This is a genomic window from Mycobacterium sp. NGS63 (assembly GCF_059812295.1).
In genome coordinates this window covers 415,789-431,123 of sequence record NZ_JCALCJ010000006.1, presented here as the reverse complement: position 1 = coordinate 431,123, position 15,335 = coordinate 415,789, and the positions used below count along the sequence as shown (strand labels likewise).

Here is a 15,335-nt window from a genome sequence, read left to right as displayed (position 1 = left end):
GCTTCTCCTTCGCGAGTCCAGCTCAGTAGTCGGGTATCGGCAACGGCGAGTTGTTCGAGTCTATGCCGCCGTCGACGTGGAAGATCGCGTTGGTCGCGTAACAATCACGCGTGCACAGATACACGGTGAGCCGTCCGAGGTCCTCCACGTCGCCCAGCCGATGCAGCGGCGTGGCCTCCTGCATCTTCTCCAGCGACCCGGGCATCAGGTCCAGGCTGCTCTGCAGCCCGTCGGTGGCGAACGACCCCAGTGCGATCGCGTTGACGCGAATCTTCGGTGCGAGTTCCTGTGCCATGGCGCGCGTGAGCGATTCCAGACCGCCCTTGGCGACGCAGTACGCGGTCAGGGCCCGAATGCCGAACCGCGCCGAACCCGACGAGATGTTGACGATCGAACCGCGCCCGGCGTCCAGCATGTGTGGCGCGGCGAGCTGGCTCATGATGAAGGCCGAAGTCACACACCAGTCGAAGGTGTGGCGAAAGTCTTCGTCGGTGATGTCCAGAAACCTCGCGTACGTGGAGCCGCCGACGTTGTTGACGAGAATGTCGATGCGGCCGAAGCGCTCCATGGCCGTGTTCACCACGCGCTCGCCGTCCGAGCGGCTCATCGCGTCGGCGACGAGCGCCAGCCCCTTGCCGCCGGCGTCTTCGATGCCCTTGATCGAGCCTGCGATCTCGGACTCGGTGCGCGCGGTGCCGACCACCGTCGCGCCGGCCTCGGCCAGCACCCGTGCGATGCCCGCCCCGACACCGCGCCCGGCCCCTGTGACGATCGCGACCTGTCCGTCCAGCCGGAACTGCTCCAATGCCATGTCGGGCCCCTTCGACCATCGGTGAGGTGTGCGCCGTTCAATCTACGAAGATTGCCTGACTAAAGTCAATGAATATCGGTCGTTGAGCCGCTTTATTCGGTCATATCACCATGATTGAGTTACCCTCGGAGCAGCTGGATGAGTTGGGTCAACCCTAAAGGAAAGAAGTAGCTGTGACGGACAGGCTCTCTGCGCGCGAGGCGAAGCGCTTGCAGACCAAAGAGCGATTGATGGGCGCCGCGATCGCGGAGTTCGCCAGGGCCGGCATGGCCGAGGCCGACGTCGGCACCATCGTGGCCGCCGCGGGGGTGGCCCACGGGACCTTCTTCTTCCACTTCCCGACCAAGGAGCACGTCCTGCTGGAGCTCGAGCGCCGGGAAGAGGACCGCATCGCCAAGCAGTTCGCCCAATTCCTCAAGTCAGAGCACAATCTCGCCGCCGCGCTGAACGAGGCCGTCCGGCTGGTGATCGGATTGGAACGCCGCTTGGGCGACCGGCTGTTCAATGACTTTCTGGCGCTGCACTTCTCGCAGACCCGCCCGCCCACCGAAGACGGCAGGGACCACCCGTTGATCGTCCTGGTCGCCCAGGAGATCGCGCTCGCTCAAGAACGCGGCGAGACGGACGCGCGCGTCAATCCCATGAACAGCGCGGTGTTCTTCTTGCTGGGCCTCTACGCCCTGCTGATCACCACGAACCACTGGCCGACCGGCCACGCGCTGCTGGAGGACTACGTCACCCGGACGCTGCGCAGCCTGCAGCCCTAGGGGCGCACGAGGCCACGCAGACCCACCAGCCCGAGCTCCTTGTGGGTGAGGAAACCGGGCGCGGCGTCGCACACGGCCGGAACCGTGTTCGCCGGGCCCATCGCGGTCCAGGTGTAGCCGGGCAGCGCATAGCCGCCATCGGGGTCCTGCGCCCCCTGCAGGATCAACTCGGTGGACGAATCGCCCTCGATCACGATGCGGTAGTGGTAGCGCTGGGGCCAATCCTCCTGCGGCTCAATGGCATCGAAGCTGTCCATCGTGTAGATCTCGTGAAAGACGATGAGCGGCCTGCCGTCGGCCCACGCCGTCCACTTGTGGTGCTGGCGAGCGACCGTGCCCTTCTTGATCACGCCCTTGAAGCCCGGCATGTCGCTGGTCTCCCCGCCCTCGAAGGGGATGTCGCGCGTGGCTGACCCCAGCTCCACCTCGGTCGTGTATTTGTCGACCGTCTTTCCCAGTCCCTCCGCCACCATCGCCATCGACTGCGCGAACAACGGCCAGGCCTGCCCCAACAGGTTTGGGCCGTCCTCGAATCCGGCGGGGTCGCTGCCCATTCCCATCTCGAACAGGTACTTCAGGGTGTCGCGGCCGAAGTTCACCACCTCGTAGATATGAATGGTGTCGATCCGGCTCACGATGCGCGCGAGCGTCAGGACGAGCAGGTCCCCGGCGAATCCCGGGTTGATGCCGCCGGCGTGAAACGACGTGCCGCCCTCGCGGCACGCGGCGTCGATCTTGTCGATGTCCGCCTGGCTGTGCTCGGTCCGATACCACCAGGCGCCGCCCGATGCGACGACGTTCTTGCCGCCGCGCAGCAGCCGGCAGACCTCGTCGGGATCGGACCAAAGCGGCGCGTAGAACACGCAATCGGCGTCCAGCGCCTCGATGGCCGCCTTGTCGGTGGTGGCGAGCACGCCGATCGGTCCGGTGCCGACGAGCTCGCCGGCGTCCTTGCCCACCTTTTCCGGGCGATTGCAGAGCACGCCGACCACCGCGAATGCCGGGCTCCCGATGAAGTGGCGAAGCGCCACCGATCCGACATTGCCCATGCCCCATTGGATAACGCGATAGGTGCGGTCGCTGGACGATTGCAAAGCCATTGCGACTCCTTGGCTTTCAGTGGCTGAGCGCTCGCCCAGAGTAGGCCCGGCGCCGAGTCGGTGTCAACGGAAGTAGGCTGACTACCGTCAGTGACACGAAGCAGCACGTCGCGTCCGGTTCGCCCACGGAACACAACGCAGCATGGGAATACCGCGCGAAAGCCACCGTGCTCCGGATCTTACGATGACTATAGTCAGTTTGTTATGGTGATCTGACGGTTGATCTGCCGGCCTCTACGGCGAGGAGGATTCGTGAACCTGGCGCAGGCGCAGCAGGGGCATGTCGCGCTGGACGAGCACATGGAACGGTCGGCGGTCGCGCAGCGCCAGGCGGACAAATGGCTGATCTGCGGGAGCCTGCTGATCGGCACCGCCGCCCTGGGTGTCTTCGGCCTGCCGCTGTTCCTGCGCGGCGTGTGGTTGCTGCGCCGCGCGCAGCGCGAGGGGCTCTCGGTGCGGCCGATGCTCGTCACGCTGATCGGCTACCTGGTGATCATCGACGCCGCGATCAACACGGTCGGGTGGGCGCTCGACCTGGTGGCCAACCACACCCTGCTGGCCCGCGTCTTGCTCAACGGCTGGGGAAACATGTTCGACGCCGGCTACTTCTGGCACTACAACGAGCTGTGGCTGGGCGGCGCCGCGGGTCCCGGCGAGAAGGCCTGGGAGGTCGGGCTGATCCTCACCGTCTTCACGATGCGGATCGCGGCGGCGATCGGCTTTCTGCAGATGAAGCGCTGGGGCCATCAGTGGATGGTGATCACCTGCTGGATGGGCGTGGTGATCTGGATCGGCTACGTGTTCAACATGACCATGTTCGCCGACGTGCGCTACGCGGGTGTCGTGTTACCGGTCGTCGGCTGGTGGCTCTACGACATCTTCTACATCACCCCGTTTTTGGCCATCCCGTACCTACACAGTGTCAACCGCGAAATCTTCTCCGATTGACGCGCGGGGACCACACGTCAATCGGCTCGCAGCACAGATCAAGGAGGTCGGATCGTGGACTATGTCTGGGAGATCCTGCGTTACGTCGCCGCGTGGGGTGGCACCGGGCTGATCATCTGGTTCTGGTATTGGCTGTTCTCGAACATCGGCACGTTCTAAAGCGGTGGCCGTGGCTGACTACTCGGATGCCGGCGCGATCGCGCTCGAACGCGGTTGCGCCGTCACGGCGGTCGCGCTGAGCGACAACCGCCGCGAGGGCGCGCGACTGGTCACCGGCGATCGCCGCGCGTTCGGGTTGAACGCGAAGCTGACGTTCGTCCACGTGCCCTATCCCGCCCCCTATTCGGCAAAGCCCGACTGGACGCGTCGAACGCTGACATGCGGTGTGGCGCTGCAATGTTCGCCGTCGAAGGAACGCGTCACCGAATACCGGCTGAACGAGCTGTCCGCCCGTGAGCTGTCGGCGCTCACCTTGGTCGAGGCCGGCGTCGCCCTCGGTTGGGTCGCGCAGCGTTGGCCGGGCCTGCTGCCCGAGCTGCGGCGCGTGCTGCCGGACCTGCGGGCCGAACCCGCCGACCTGGACGCCCCGGCGATGCTGGACATGGCGATCTCGCTGGCCGGCACGAAGCAAGCGCTGACGGTCCACCCGCTGCTGGGCGCGCTGCCGTCGGCATACACCACGCCGCAGGGGCTGGCCGACAGCCTGCGGCGCCGCTTCGGCCGGATGCCCTGGACCTCGACGCAAAAGCGGGCGCCGCAACCGTATTCCGTTCCCGCCGGCGGCGACGGCGGCATCCGCAACCCGAACCTGCCGCCGCCCAGCAGGCCGCAGGACGACGACCTCGACGTCACCCCGAACAACCGCCCCGGGATCCCCTACCCCGAATGGAACATGTGGACGAAACGCTTCCTGCCCGATCATGTCGCCGTCCTCGAGCGAGCCCACGCCCGCCGCCTCCAGCGCCCGGGACCGGTCACCGTCGACGTGCGCAAGTGGTTCGAGGAACACACCCACCGCGCCATGACCAACCGCCGCGAGGACGGCTCCGACCTCGACGTCGACCAATACGTCAACCACTACATCGACCTGTCGACCGGCGAGCCCCGCGAGGCCGGCGCGCCGCGCATCTTCCGCGAACTGCTACCCGGCGGCCGCGACGTCGCCACCGCCGTGCTGCTCGACGGCAGTTCCTCGCTGGGGGTGCACGGCGGCCGGATCTTCCAGCTGGAATTGGCCTGTGCCGATGCGCTTTCCCGCGCCATGACGCTGGCGCGTGAACGGCACGGCGTGTTCGTCTTCACCGGCAACACCCGTCACCGCGTGGAGGTGCACTGCCTCAAGGACTTCGAGGACCGCCGATTCGTGCCGCCCAGCGGCCTGGGCCTGCACACCGGCGGATACACCAGACTCGGTGCGCCACTTCGCCATTTGACCGGCCGCCTGCTGGCCCAGCGCTCCGAGCGGCGCCTGCTGATCGTCATCGGCGACGGCCTGATCTCCGACGAGGGATACGAGGGCCGGTACGCCTGGGCGGACACCGCGCACGCGGTCGAGGAGGCCAACGACGCGGGCGTGTCGATCTACTACGTGGGCGTGGGGCCGACCCGCGTCGATCCCCTGCCGGACGTGTTCGGCCCGCGCCGGTCGCAACGCATCCGGCGGGTGGAGGACCTGCCGCGGGTGCTGGCCCACGTCCATCGTGAACTCGTCGCGGCATGAACCCCAGCACCCGACGGACAAGATGACCACCGACACCTACCTCGCCAGCGGCAACGAAGTCCGCCTGTTCGAGCAGGCGTACCACCGCCGGATGCCGGTGATGCTCACCGGCCCAACGGGTTGCGGCAAGACACGGCTGGTGGAGCACATGGGCCTGCTGCTGCAACGGCCCGTGGTCACCATCAGTTGCCACGACGACCTCACCAGCTCCGACCTCGTCGGCCGGTTCATGGTGACCGGAGGCGACGTGGTCTGGACCGACGGGCCGTTGACCCGGGCGGTCAAGGCCGGCGCGATCTGCTACCTCGACGAGGTGGTCGAGGCCCGGCACGATTCGCTGGCCATCCTGCATTCGCTCACCGACCACCGCCGCTCGCTCTATCTGGACCGCGCCGGCGAGGTGGTGCGGGCGCCGGACACGTTCATGCTGGTGTGTTCGTACAACCCGGCGTATCGCAGCTCGCTCAAGGAGCTCAAACCGTCGTTCCGCCAGCGGTTCGTCACCCTTCCGATGACGTACCTGGCGCCCGAGCGCGAGGCCGAGGTGATCGTCGCCGAAACCGGAATTCCGCCGGCCACGGCGCAGCGGCTGGTCCGGTGCGCGGTCGCGATCCGCACCGCCGACCAGGCCTTCCACTTCGAGCCGCCGTCGACGCGGGTGCTGGTCACCGCCGCGCACCTGATCGCCTCGGGCGCAGAGGAACTGGACGCGGCCGAGGCCTGCATCCTCGCGCCGCTGAGCGTCGACGGCGCGGTCACCGACGGCCTGCGCGAGGTCGCGGTGGCCACCCTGGCCGGCACCGAAACGTCAACGGGTTAGGAAGGAGCCGATCGTGGTCGATCAGAAGGAACGCAAACGCAAGATAGCGCTCATCGTCATACAAGTCGCCGTCTACGGCTATTTGCTGGCGATGTTTCTCATCCAGCTCTACATGTCGTTCGCCCGCGGGTGGTGGGATTTGTGACCGTCTCTGCCGCGCAACCGAATTCGATCGGCCTCGACGAGCACTACGACGAATCCCGCCTGGCGCAGCGAAGGGCCGACAGGTGGATGATCGTCGGCGCCGCCCTGATGGGCATGTGGGCGCCGGGCCTGATCGGTTTCCCGATCTTCATGCGCGGCGTCTGGCTGCAGCGCCAGGCCCTGCGCGCCGGCCTGTCGGTGCGCCCCATGATCGTCACCCTGATCGGCTACCTGGTCCTGATCGACGGATGCCTCAACAGCCTGGGCTGGGCGCTCGACCTGGTCGCCAACCACACCCTGATCAACCGGGTGCTGATGGTCGGCTGGGGAAACATGTTCGACGCGGGCTACTTCTGGCACTACAACGAGCTCTGGGTCGGCGGCTCGGCCGGGCCGGGCGAAAAGGCCTGGGTGTTCGGGTTGATCTTCACGGTCTTCTCGATGCGCGTCGCCGCGGCGATCGGCTTTTTGCAGATGAAGCGCTGGGGCCATCAGTGGATGGTCATCACCTGCTGGATGGGCGTGATGATCTGGATCGGCTACGTGTTCAACATGACCATGTTCGCCGACGTGCGCTACGCCGGGGTGGTGTTCCCCGTCGTCGGCTGGTGGCTCTACGACATCTTCTACATCACCCCCTTCCTCGCGATCCCCTACCTCCACACCGTCAACCGCGAAATCTTCACCGACTGAACAGGTTCCAAGGAGGACCACCGTGACCACCCCCACCCCAAGCCCCGCCGCCGAGGAAAAGAATCCGGCCGAGGACCTGCCGCCGGGCACCACGCCGTACTACGCGCGGATGCACAAATGGATCAAGCGCGCGGTGCTGGTGTGCCTGGTCGCGCTGGTCATCGAGGGCGCATTCACCCTGCCGTTCATGGCCGTCTACTACGGCTACCCCACGCTCAGCCTCACCGAGATCTGCAGCGAGCTGCTCAAGGTCCGGTACTCGAACGACACGCTGGAATGCAAGTACCCCTACCCGCCGTTCGGGCCGCCCGAGGGCGCCGAGGGCAAGGCCACCGCCCAGGACATCTGGGGAATCCAGCCCATACCGAAATACCATCGGCTGGGGTTCCGCGAGCTCGTCCGGATCCACAACGACCGGCTCGCCCGGCAAGCCGCCCAACAGCATTCGGCGGCGCACCCTTGACCTACCGGGTCGTCCAGTGGACGACGGGCAACGTCGGCAAGAGTTCGGTGCGCGCGATCGCGTCGAACCCGACGCTGGAGCTCGTCGGGTGCTACGCCTTCTCGCCGGAGAAAGCCGGTCGCGACGCCGGCGAGCTGTGCGGGATCGAACCGCTCAACGTGCGCGCCACCAACGACGTCGAGGCGTTGTTGGCGCTCAAGCCGGACTGCGTGGTCTACAACCCGATGTTCGCCGACGTCGACGAGCTCGTCCGCATCCTGGGCGCCGGCATCAACGTGGTGGGCACCGCCGGGTTCATCACCGGGCACTTCCTCGGCGCGGGACGCGATCGCATCGCCGAAGCCTGCCGGCGGGGCGGGTCGACCATCTTCGGCAGCGGCATCAACCCCGGCTTCATCCAACTGTTCGCCATCGTGTCGGCCGGGCTGAGCGACCGGGTGGACAAGGTGTCCATGCTGGAATCCGCCGACACCACCGTCTACAACTCCCCCGCCACCGAAATCCCCATGGGTTTCGGCTATCCCATCGATCGGCCGGACCTGCCGGCGATCACCGAGCAGGGTTCCGGGATCTTCCGCGACGGCGTGTTGCTGATCGCCGATGCTTTGGGAACCGAGCTCGACGAGGTCCGCTGCGAGGCCGAGTACGCCAAGACCACCGAGGATCTCCACCTGCCCGGGGACTGGACGATCGCAAAGGGCTGCGTCGCCGGCGTGGACGTCCGGTGGAAGGGCATCGTCGGCGAGCGGGAGGTCATCGAGATCCGCGGGCGCTGGCGCAAAGGCCAGTCACTGGACCCGGACTGGCCATTGGACATGGGCTACACGATCGAGGTCCAGGGACGGCCGACGATCAAGACCACCCTGAGCTTCCTGCCGCCGCCGGACTTCCACGGCGAGACGCTGGAAGACTACATCATGCTGGGCCTCACCATCACCGCCATGCCGGCGATCGCCGCGATACCGGCCGCCGTCGCGGCCCCGCCTGGCATCATGACCTACACCGACCTGTGCGGGGTGCTTCCCCGCGGGGTGCTGACAACCGCCGGAAAGGAGGCGCGATGACGGGCGAGGACCAATCGTCGCTCCACCACGTGGTTTTCGCGGTCGCGCAGGAGCGCCGCGACGCCGTGGCGCAACTGTTCACCGATCTCGGCTTCGCGTTCGAGAGCCTGCAACTGACCGAGCTCGGGGTGGATGTCCACCTGGACTGGAACCGCGGCATCGAGCTGATCAGCCCGGCGCCCGGCTCGGACGCCGCCGTCGCCCGGTCGGTGGCCGAGTTTATCGAGGTGCACGGCGACGGCATCTACACGGTGGTGCTGAGGGTCCCCGGCGCCTCGGCGGCCGAAGCCGTGGCCGAGCGCTACGGCGCGACAACGAGATTCCGGCAGAGCTTCTCGGGCGAGGGCTCCTACCTCGACGAGATCGACCTGTCGGTGCTCGGCCTTCCTCTGACGTTTCTGTCCACGAATATCGAGTGACTGCCGATGAGCCGACCGAACATTCCCGAACTGGACTTGGCCGAGATGGAGATGAACGTCGTCGTGACCGAATGGCTGAGCCGCATCCCGCATTTCGAGCTCGCCCCGTGATGAACGATCTCCGGTTCGACGGAAGGGTCGCGATCGTCACCGGCGCCGGGGGGCAGGAGCCGAGCCTGGGCCGGTCGCACGCCAAGCTGCTCGCCGAGCGCGGGGCCAAGGTGGTCGTCAACGACCTCGGTGTCGGACCCGACGGACGAAACACCCTGCGGGCCAACGCCGAGCAGGTGGTCGAGGAGATTCGCGCGACGGGCGGCGAGGCGGTCGCGGACCTGCACAGCGTCGCCGACGAGGACAGCGCACGCCAGGTCGTCCAGACCGCGCTGGACGTGTGGGGTCGCCTCGACATCCTGGTGAACAACGCCGGGATCTGCTTCATGACGCAGTTCGACGAGATCTCCGACGCCGACATCCGCAACGTCATCGACGTGCATCTGATGGGCACCCTGTGGATGTGCCGGGCGGCGTGGCCCCACCTGCGCCGGACCGGCTACGGCCGGATCGTGAACACCACGTCCGGAGCGATGTTCGGCATGCCGTACCTGTCCATCTACGGTGCCGCCAAGGGCGGAATCTTCGGGCTGACCCGTGGCCTTGCCGTCGAAGGAGCCCCGCTCGGCATCAAGGTCAACGCGTTGGGTCCGGCCGCCAACACCAGCGCCATAACGCATTTCAACGACCCATCCGCCTTCACGAAGCTGATGGAGGAGCACTTCCCGACCGGCCTGGTGTCACCGGTCGTGGCGTTCCTGGTCCACCAGGATTGTCCGGTATCCGGCGCCAACCTCGAGGCGGGCGCCGGGAACGTGGGCATCCGCGTGTTCGGTCAGACCACCGGCCACTACGACGCCGAACCCACGGTCGAGAAGGTGCGCGACAACTTCGCCGCGATCGTCGACACCGCGACGGCGAGGCTGATGCCGGATCTCCCCCATTCCGGGGAGTTGGCCCCGGGCGAGGCCATCGCGGCGCCGATCGAGGTAACGCCCAAACGTTACCGGCCCAACTGATTTCGGCCTAAGGAGCGACGATGACCGTCGACGCCGCAGCACCCAGCATTTTCGACGCGGGACTCCCGACGCTGCACTACGACATCACCGACACCGTGCACGAGGTCGCCCCGCGCATCCACGAGGTTCGCGCGGAGTCGCCGATCGCCATCGGGCCGCTCGGACCCGAGGTGCTCGGCTACGACCTCGCCCGCGGGATACTCCGAGACCCCCGATTCGTGTTCCCGCCCGGTATGCACATGACGGCGCGCGGCATCACGTCCGGGCCGCTCTACGACAGGGTGCTCGGCACGATCCTCGGCATGGAAGGCGAGGAGCACCGGCGGCTGCGCGGCTTGGTGTCCAGGGCCTTCACCCCGCGCGCGTCGGCGCGCATGGAAGACACCATCGACACGGTCATCAACGAATTGGTGGATCGGGTCGCCGATACCGGCCGGTGTGATTTCGTCGCCGACATCGCCCGGCCCTACCCGATCCCGATCATCTGCGCGCTGCTGGGCGCCCCGCCCGAGGACTGGGAGCGGTTTTCGCTGTGGGCCGAAGACATTTTCAAGATCGTGCGGCTGGACTCCAACCTCGTCGAGGAGCAGGACATGGTCATGCGGGCGTGGGACGAGTTCGACGCCTACATCGACGACATGATCGCCGAGCGGCGCGGCCGGTTGACCGACGACCTGATCTCCGAACTGATTCGCGCCCAGGACGGCGGAGACCGGCTCAGCAACGCGGAGTTGCGCATGCTGGCGTTCAGCATTCTCAGCGCGGGCACCGACACCACCCGCAATCAACTCGCCGCGTCCATGCACGCGCTGTGTGATCATCCCGATCAGCTGGCGTTGCTTCGCGACGATCCTGGCCTCGCGATGCGCGCCGTCGAAGAATGCATGCGCCATTCGCCGGCGGTGTGTGCCACCCTCCGCACGGTCCTCGACGATGTCACCTTCGCCGACTACACCTTCCCGGCCGGCACGTTCATTTCGGTGAATACCTATGCCGCGAACTGCGATCCGGAGGTCTACTCCCACCCGGACCGATTCGACATCTCCCGGGAGAACCCGCCGCCGATCCTGACCTTCGGCGGCGGCGCCCACTACTGCCTCGGCGCCAACCTCGCCCGAGTCGAGCTCGCCGGGGCCCTCAAGGTCCTCGCCCGGCGCATGACCAACCCGCGCCGCGTCGCCACGTCGCCCTGGAAGCCGATGCTGGGCCTGAGCGGGCCGCTCGGTCTGGAGATCGAATTCGACTAGCGGCGTGAGCCCGCCCAGGAGCGGGCCGACGTGGGTTCGATGGAACCGAACGGCTGGTTTGTGCGTCTAACGGCGGGACTCGGATCCGCGAAATTTCTTGTGTCACTTTGGTTTCAGGCGTCACATTTCGGGGTTTCTTGTCGGTGGTGGTTCGTAGTGTCGGCGGTATGGGTTGCAGCAGTCGTGAGGAGATCGTCGAGGCCTTCGACGCGCTCGACGCTGGCCTGGACCGGGTGGGCGCGTTGTCCTTTGACGTATTGACCACCCCGGAGCGGTTGCGTGTGTTGGAGCGCCTGGAGCGCGCCGCGCGGCGGCTGCGCGCCCCCCAGCACACGGTGATCAATCAGCTCGACGCCCAGGCCGGTCCCGCGGAGCTGGGCGGCAGCCTGGTCACGGCGCTGGCCGACCGGTTGCGCATTACCAAGGCCGAGGCCTCTCGGCGCCTCGCCGAGGCCGAGGATCTCGGCGCGCGGCGCGCGTTGACCGGCCAGCCGTTGGCGCCGCAGCTTCCCGCGACCGCCGCCGCCCAACGCGACGGGCTGATCGGGGACGGCCACGTGCGCGAGATCCGCCGGTTTTTCGCGCATCTGCCCGACGAGGTGGACCTGGCGCTGCGCGAGGCCGCCGAGAAGGATTTAGCCGGCAAGGCCACCCAGTACCGCCCCGACGAGGTCGCCCAATACGCCCAGCGAATCATGGACTGGATCCACCCCGACGGCGAATACCGCGACCGCGAGCGCGCCCGCCGCCGCGGCATCGTCTTCGGCAAGCAGGAATCCGACGGCATGTCACGCATCAGCGGGCTGGTCACCCCCGAGCTGCGCGCGGCCATCGAGGCCATGTTGGCCAAGCTGGCCGCCCCCGGCGCCTGCAACCCCGACGACGACACCCCCGTCGTCGACGACACCCCCGACGACGAGGCGGTGCGCCGCGATCACCGTTCGACAGCTCAGCGCAACCACGACGCCTTCCTTGCCGCGCTGCGCGCCCTGCTCGCCTCGGGAAAGCTGGGCAGCCACAACGGGCTACCGGTAGGCATCGTGGCCATCGCCACCCTGCGCGAGCTCGAGGCCGCCGCCGGCAAAGCCCTGACCGCCGGCGGCAGCCTGCTGCCCATGGCCGACGTGATCCGCATGGCCGCCCACGCCCGTCACTATCTGGCGATCTTCCACGACGGCAAGCCGCTGGCGCTGTATCACACCCAACGCCTGGCCAGCCCGGCCCAACGCATCATGCTCTACGCTCGCGACCGCGGCTGCACCAAACCCGGCTGCACCGCACCCGCCTATCACAGCCAGGTCCACCACATCAACGGTTGGCAAGCCACCCGGCGCACCCACATCGACGAGCTCACCCTGGCCTGCGGCCCCGACAACCGCCTCGCCGAACAGGGCTGGACCACCCGCACCAACGCCCACGGCCAAACCGAATGGATCCCACCACCACACCTGGACCACGGACAGCCCAGAACCAACGCCTACCACCACCCCGAACGCTTCACCAACGACGACGAAGACGACCCCTAGCTGGTTATCGCTAGCTCGCCGTGTCTTCCGCGGAGAGCTCGAGCACGCGGATCTCGCCGGTAGTGCCGTCGACCTCGACCATGGCTCCCGGCGGCAGCGAGCGCGTCGCCCCCTGCACGTCGACCACACACGGGAACCCGAATTCGCGCGCCACCACGGCGGCGTGGGACATGGGGCCGCCCAGTTCGGTCACCACCGCGGCGGCGTAGCAGAACGCGGCGGTGTAGCCGACGTCGGTGACCTCGGCGACCAGGATCTCGCCGGGCTGCAGGTCGTCGATGGTTTCGGGGCGCACGATGCGCACCCGGCCGCGGACCCGTCCGCCGCAGACGCCGACGCCGCGCAGGGTGTCGCCGCCTGCCAGCGCCGGTGAGGAGGCGACGGCGGGCCGCCAGCTTCCGCTGAACACCGTCGGCGGAACGACGCCGGCCAGCGCGCGTTGTTCGTCGCGGCGCCGGGCCACCAGCTTGGCGACATCCGCGGGTAGAGCGTCGATTTCGTCGACCAGGAGGTAGAACACGTCGTCGGCGGAGTCGAAGACGCCGCGATCGGCGAGGCGGCGCCCGCATTCGCGCAGCAGGCCGCGCAGCACCCAGTTGGCGCGCACCATTTTGTCGCGGCGGACTTCGCGGTCGCGCAATTGGCGAGCGAACAGCGCGGCGACGGGCCTGGCGCGCAACGGGATCCGCGGGTACGACTGCGGGGCGGCCGCGGGTGCGCTCATCGCCCGGGTCACCATCCGGATCAGCAGCTCGGGGTCGTCGGCGTAGCTGGTGGACAGCATCTCCAGCTCGGCGGGGCCCCGGTGCCCGAACAGCGCCAGCTCGGCGCGCACCGCGGCGTAAAAGCCGGGCGCCTCGGCGGCCAGCCGGTCGAGATGCGGGCCGGGATCGGCCAGCGCGCCGGCGACTTTCGGGTCGCTTTGCGCGGCGACCACCAGCCGCTGCACCGCCTCCACCGATCGCGCGCTGACCAGTTCCGGTCCGGCCGGCGGGGCGGCGTCCCGACCCCACAAGCCGCGCAGCAGCACGTTGAACGCCGCGCACAGCATGAACGACCCGGAGGCCAGCACCCAGCTGTATACGACGTGGTCGCGCGCCAGCAGGATGAGGCTGTGCAGCCGGCGATCGTCGAGCCGGGTGAGGTCGCCGGCGGTGATGCGCTCCAACCGGTCGACGTCGGCGAGCAGGGCCCGGGTGTCCGTGCCTGAGCCGGCGCTCAGGCCGACCAGGTTGACGCCGAACACCCCGATGTTGCGCAGGGTGCGCAATCGCCTTCGGGCGCGGCCGGTTTCGATTGGGGGGTGCTCCTCGCCGAAGATCGGCAGCGACGCCATGCTGGGGCCGAAGAACCCGCTCTTGCTGACGATGGTCGCGGGCTTGGCGAACGGCACGGTTTCGGCCATGAAGTGCGCCGAGGTGATGGCGCCGTACAGCCGGTGCGCGAAGACGGCGACGGTGCGCATGGCGATTTCGCGCTGGATGATCCCGCCGGGCCGGAGCCGTTCGGCGATGGCCACGCCGCCGGCGCGCAGCCCGCGCACGGTCACCGACGCCGACGACGGCGAAAAGGGGCCCGGCAGCGCCTCCGACAAATTGGTGGCCAGGTAGGTCGGGAAACGCGGGTCGATCGGGGTGTCGAATTCGCCGTTGACCCCCGCGGGCCCGGCGAGTTCGGGCGTCACCCCGTCCTCGGCGGGCGCGTCGACGGCGGGCAGATCCTGGATCGGGGCCAGCCGCCACGGCAGCGAGATCACCCGCCTGCCCAGCGTCACCCGCCCGCGCACGGCCAGCGCCAGGTCCTCGACGCATTCGTCGGCGCTCCAGGCCGGCCGGAATCCCCACTCGTCGCGCAGCCGCGCGGTGTCCATCGGCGGCGCGCTCAGCCCGGCGAACGAGGCGAGCCGCAGCGGCGCGAGGGGACGCCCAAGCGCCCGCGCGATGTCGCGGAGGGTCGGGGCGCCCGGGGCGGCAAGATCCACACGGCTACTGGCGATTTCATCGTCCAGGAGAGCGCGCGTCAGCAGCCGCAGCGCGTCGTCGAGGTGCACGAGCTGCACGCGGCGATCCGCATGTGCGGCGGGAAAGACGGGTCGGGCCAGCAGCCGGCGCACCCAGTTGTCGACGCCACGCCCGACGATGAGCGCGCAGCGGATCGCCACCGAATCGACGCCCGCGTGCGCGAGCATGTCTTCGACACGGGCCTGATGTGCACCGTGCGCCGACGACGGGAAAACGATGCGCGCGGACGGGGTCAACGCCGCGAGCACGTTGCGCGTGCCCCCGATGTTGACCTGCTCGCCGTCCCGGGTGTCGCGCGCCCATGCGCAATGCGCGACGGCGTCGGCACCAGCGAGGGCCCGGCGCACCGCGGTCGCGTCGCGGATGTCGGCGGTGACGAACTCGGCCGCGCTCGACCAGCTTTCGGGCCGGTGCCGGGCGATGCCGACGACGTCGTGGCCACCGCTGAGCAATCGGGCGGCGAGGCCGCGACCGAGCACACCGCCGGCCCCGGTGACCGCGACCCTCACAAACTACCGCCGC

At 68.2% G+C, this 15,335-nt stretch carries 15 protein-coding genes; 12 read left to right on the top strand and 3 right to left on the bottom strand.

Annotation, left to right across the window (positions count from 1 at the left end; all coding sequences use genetic code 11):
- Nucleotides 1–22: 22 nt before the first annotated feature.
- Nucleotides 23–811 carry an SDR family NAD(P)-dependent oxidoreductase gene (locus AC5Y4Z_RS18295; protein WP_499965902.1) on the bottom strand — a complete coding sequence of 263 codons (789 nt, stop codon included), beginning with the start codon at nucleotides 809–811 and terminating at the stop codon, nucleotides 23–25.
- A 230-nt stretch (nucleotides 812–1,041) separates the two neighbouring features.
- Here AC5Y4Z_RS18295 and AC5Y4Z_RS18290 point away from each other — a divergent pair, with 230 nt between their 5' ends.
- A complete protein-coding gene (locus AC5Y4Z_RS18290; protein WP_499965900.1) occupies nucleotides 1,042–1,578 on the top strand; it encodes a TetR/AcrR family transcriptional regulator in 537 nt (178 codons plus the stop codon).
- Here the strand turns inward: AC5Y4Z_RS18290 and AC5Y4Z_RS18285 are convergent.
- Complete coding sequence (locus AC5Y4Z_RS18285; RefSeq protein ID WP_499965898.1) at nucleotides 1,575–2,678, bottom strand: NAD(P)H-dependent amine dehydrogenase family protein; 1,104 nt, start codon at nucleotides 2,676–2,678, stop codon at nucleotides 1,575–1,577. The genes AC5Y4Z_RS18290 and AC5Y4Z_RS18285 overlap by 4 nt on opposite strands.
- Nucleotides 2,679–2,978: 300 nt before the next feature.
- Here AC5Y4Z_RS18285 and AC5Y4Z_RS18280 point away from each other — a divergent pair, with 300 nt between their 5' ends.
- The 11 genes from AC5Y4Z_RS18280 (at nucleotide 2,979) to AC5Y4Z_RS18230 (ending at nucleotide 12,792) form a co-directional block, all read left to right on the top strand.
- The gene (locus AC5Y4Z_RS18280) at nucleotides 2,979–3,626 is read left to right on the top strand and encodes a hypothetical protein (RefSeq protein ID WP_499965976.1); all 648 of its coding nucleotides are present in this window, start codon (nucleotides 2,979–2,981) and stop codon (nucleotides 3,624–3,626) included.
- A 169-nt stretch (nucleotides 3,627–3,795) separates the two neighbouring features.
- Nucleotides 3,796–5,346 (top strand): nitric oxide reductase activation protein NorD, encoded by a 1,551-nt coding sequence (locus AC5Y4Z_RS18275; RefSeq protein WP_499965897.1) that lies wholly within the window; start codon nucleotides 3,796–3,798, stop codon nucleotides 5,344–5,346.
- 22 nt (nucleotides 5,347–5,368) lie between these two features.
- Nucleotides 5,369–6,166, top strand: coding sequence for a CbbQ/NirQ/NorQ/GpvN family protein (locus AC5Y4Z_RS18270; RefSeq protein ID WP_499965896.1), 798 nt, complete (start codon nucleotides 5,369–5,371; stop codon nucleotides 6,164–6,166).
- A 13-nt stretch (nucleotides 6,167–6,179) separates the two neighbouring features.
- On the top strand, nucleotides 6,180–6,311 hold the full coding sequence (locus AC5Y4Z_RS18265) for a hypothetical protein (protein WP_499965894.1): 132 nt from the start codon (nucleotides 6,180–6,182) through the stop codon (nucleotides 6,309–6,311).
- Entirely contained in the window at nucleotides 6,308–7,003 is a 696-nt protein-coding gene (locus tag AC5Y4Z_RS18260; protein WP_499965893.1) for a hypothetical protein, read from the top strand. The genes AC5Y4Z_RS18265 and AC5Y4Z_RS18260 overlap by 4 nt, the downstream gene beginning before the upstream one ends.
- Nucleotides 7,004–7,025: 22 nt before the next feature.
- Nucleotides 7,026–7,466 carry a hypothetical protein gene (locus AC5Y4Z_RS18255; protein WP_499965891.1) on the top strand — a complete coding sequence of 147 codons (441 nt, stop codon included), beginning with the start codon at nucleotides 7,026–7,028 and terminating at the stop codon, nucleotides 7,464–7,466.
- Nucleotides 7,463–8,530 carry an NAD(P)H-dependent amine dehydrogenase family protein gene (locus AC5Y4Z_RS18250; RefSeq protein WP_499965890.1) on the top strand — a complete coding sequence of 356 codons (1,068 nt, stop codon included), beginning with the start codon at nucleotides 7,463–7,465 and terminating at the stop codon, nucleotides 8,528–8,530. The genes AC5Y4Z_RS18255 and AC5Y4Z_RS18250 overlap by 4 nt, the downstream gene beginning before the upstream one ends.
- Nucleotides 8,527–8,949 carry a hypothetical protein gene (locus AC5Y4Z_RS18245; RefSeq protein WP_499965889.1) on the top strand — a complete coding sequence of 141 codons (423 nt, stop codon included), beginning with the start codon at nucleotides 8,527–8,529 and terminating at the stop codon, nucleotides 8,947–8,949. The genes AC5Y4Z_RS18250 and AC5Y4Z_RS18245 overlap by 4 nt, the downstream gene beginning before the upstream one ends.
- 110 nt (nucleotides 8,950–9,059) lie before the next feature.
- Nucleotides 9,060–10,019: an SDR family NAD(P)-dependent oxidoreductase gene (locus AC5Y4Z_RS18240; protein WP_499965888.1), complete on the top strand. Its 960-nt coding sequence runs from the start codon at nucleotides 9,060–9,062 to the stop codon at nucleotides 10,017–10,019.
- Between the two features lie 20 nt (nucleotides 10,020–10,039).
- Nucleotides 10,040–11,266, top strand: a complete 1,227-nt coding sequence (locus AC5Y4Z_RS18235; protein WP_499965887.1) for a cytochrome P450 — start codon at nucleotides 10,040–10,042, stop codon at nucleotides 11,264–11,266.
- Nucleotides 11,267–11,433: 167 nt separating this feature from the next.
- On the top strand, nucleotides 11,434–12,792 hold the full coding sequence (locus tag AC5Y4Z_RS18230; RefSeq protein WP_499965886.1) for an HNH endonuclease signature motif containing protein: 1,359 nt from the start codon (nucleotides 11,434–11,436) through the stop codon (nucleotides 12,790–12,792).
- A gap of 10 nt (nucleotides 12,793–12,802) precedes the next feature.
- Here AC5Y4Z_RS18230 and AC5Y4Z_RS18225 read toward each other — a convergent pair whose 3' ends face one another.
- Entirely contained in the window at nucleotides 12,803–15,322 is a 2,520-nt protein-coding gene (locus tag AC5Y4Z_RS18225; protein ID WP_499965885.1) for a sugar epimerase family protein, read from the bottom strand.
- Between the last annotated feature and the right edge of the window lie 13 nt (nucleotides 15,323–15,335).

Bases quoted from the DNA above. Each gene is read 5' to 3' on its own strand.
- AC5Y4Z_RS18245 (WP_499965889.1), top strand. From the start codon at position 8,527: ATGACGGGCGAGGACCAATCGTCGCTCCACCACGTGGTTTTCGCGGTC.
- AC5Y4Z_RS18270 (WP_499965896.1), top strand. From the start codon at position 5,369: ATGACCACCGACACCTACCTCGCCAGCGGCAACGAAGTCCGCCTGTTC.
- AC5Y4Z_RS18285 (WP_499965898.1), bottom strand. From the start codon at position 2,678: ATGGCTTTGCAATCGTCCAGCGACCGCACCTATCGCGTTATCCAATGG.
- AC5Y4Z_RS18240 (WP_499965888.1), top strand. From the start codon at position 9,060: ATGAACGATCTCCGGTTCGACGGAAGGGTCGCGATCGTCACCGGCGCC.
- AC5Y4Z_RS18235 (WP_499965887.1), top strand. From the start codon at position 10,040: ATGACCGTCGACGCCGCAGCACCCAGCATTTTCGACGCGGGACTCCCG.
- AC5Y4Z_RS18290 (WP_499965900.1), top strand. From the start codon at position 1,042: ATGGGCGCCGCGATCGCGGAGTTCGCCAGGGCCGGCATGGCCGAGGCC.
- AC5Y4Z_RS18295 (WP_499965902.1), bottom strand. From the start codon at position 811: ATGGCATTGGAGCAGTTCCGGCTGGACGGACAGGTCGCGATCGTCACA.
- AC5Y4Z_RS18230 (WP_499965886.1), top strand. From the start codon at position 11,434: ATGGGTTGCAGCAGTCGTGAGGAGATCGTCGAGGCCTTCGACGCGCTC.
- AC5Y4Z_RS18280 (WP_499965976.1), top strand. From the start codon at position 2,979: ATGGAACGGTCGGCGGTCGCGCAGCGCCAGGCGGACAAATGGCTGATC.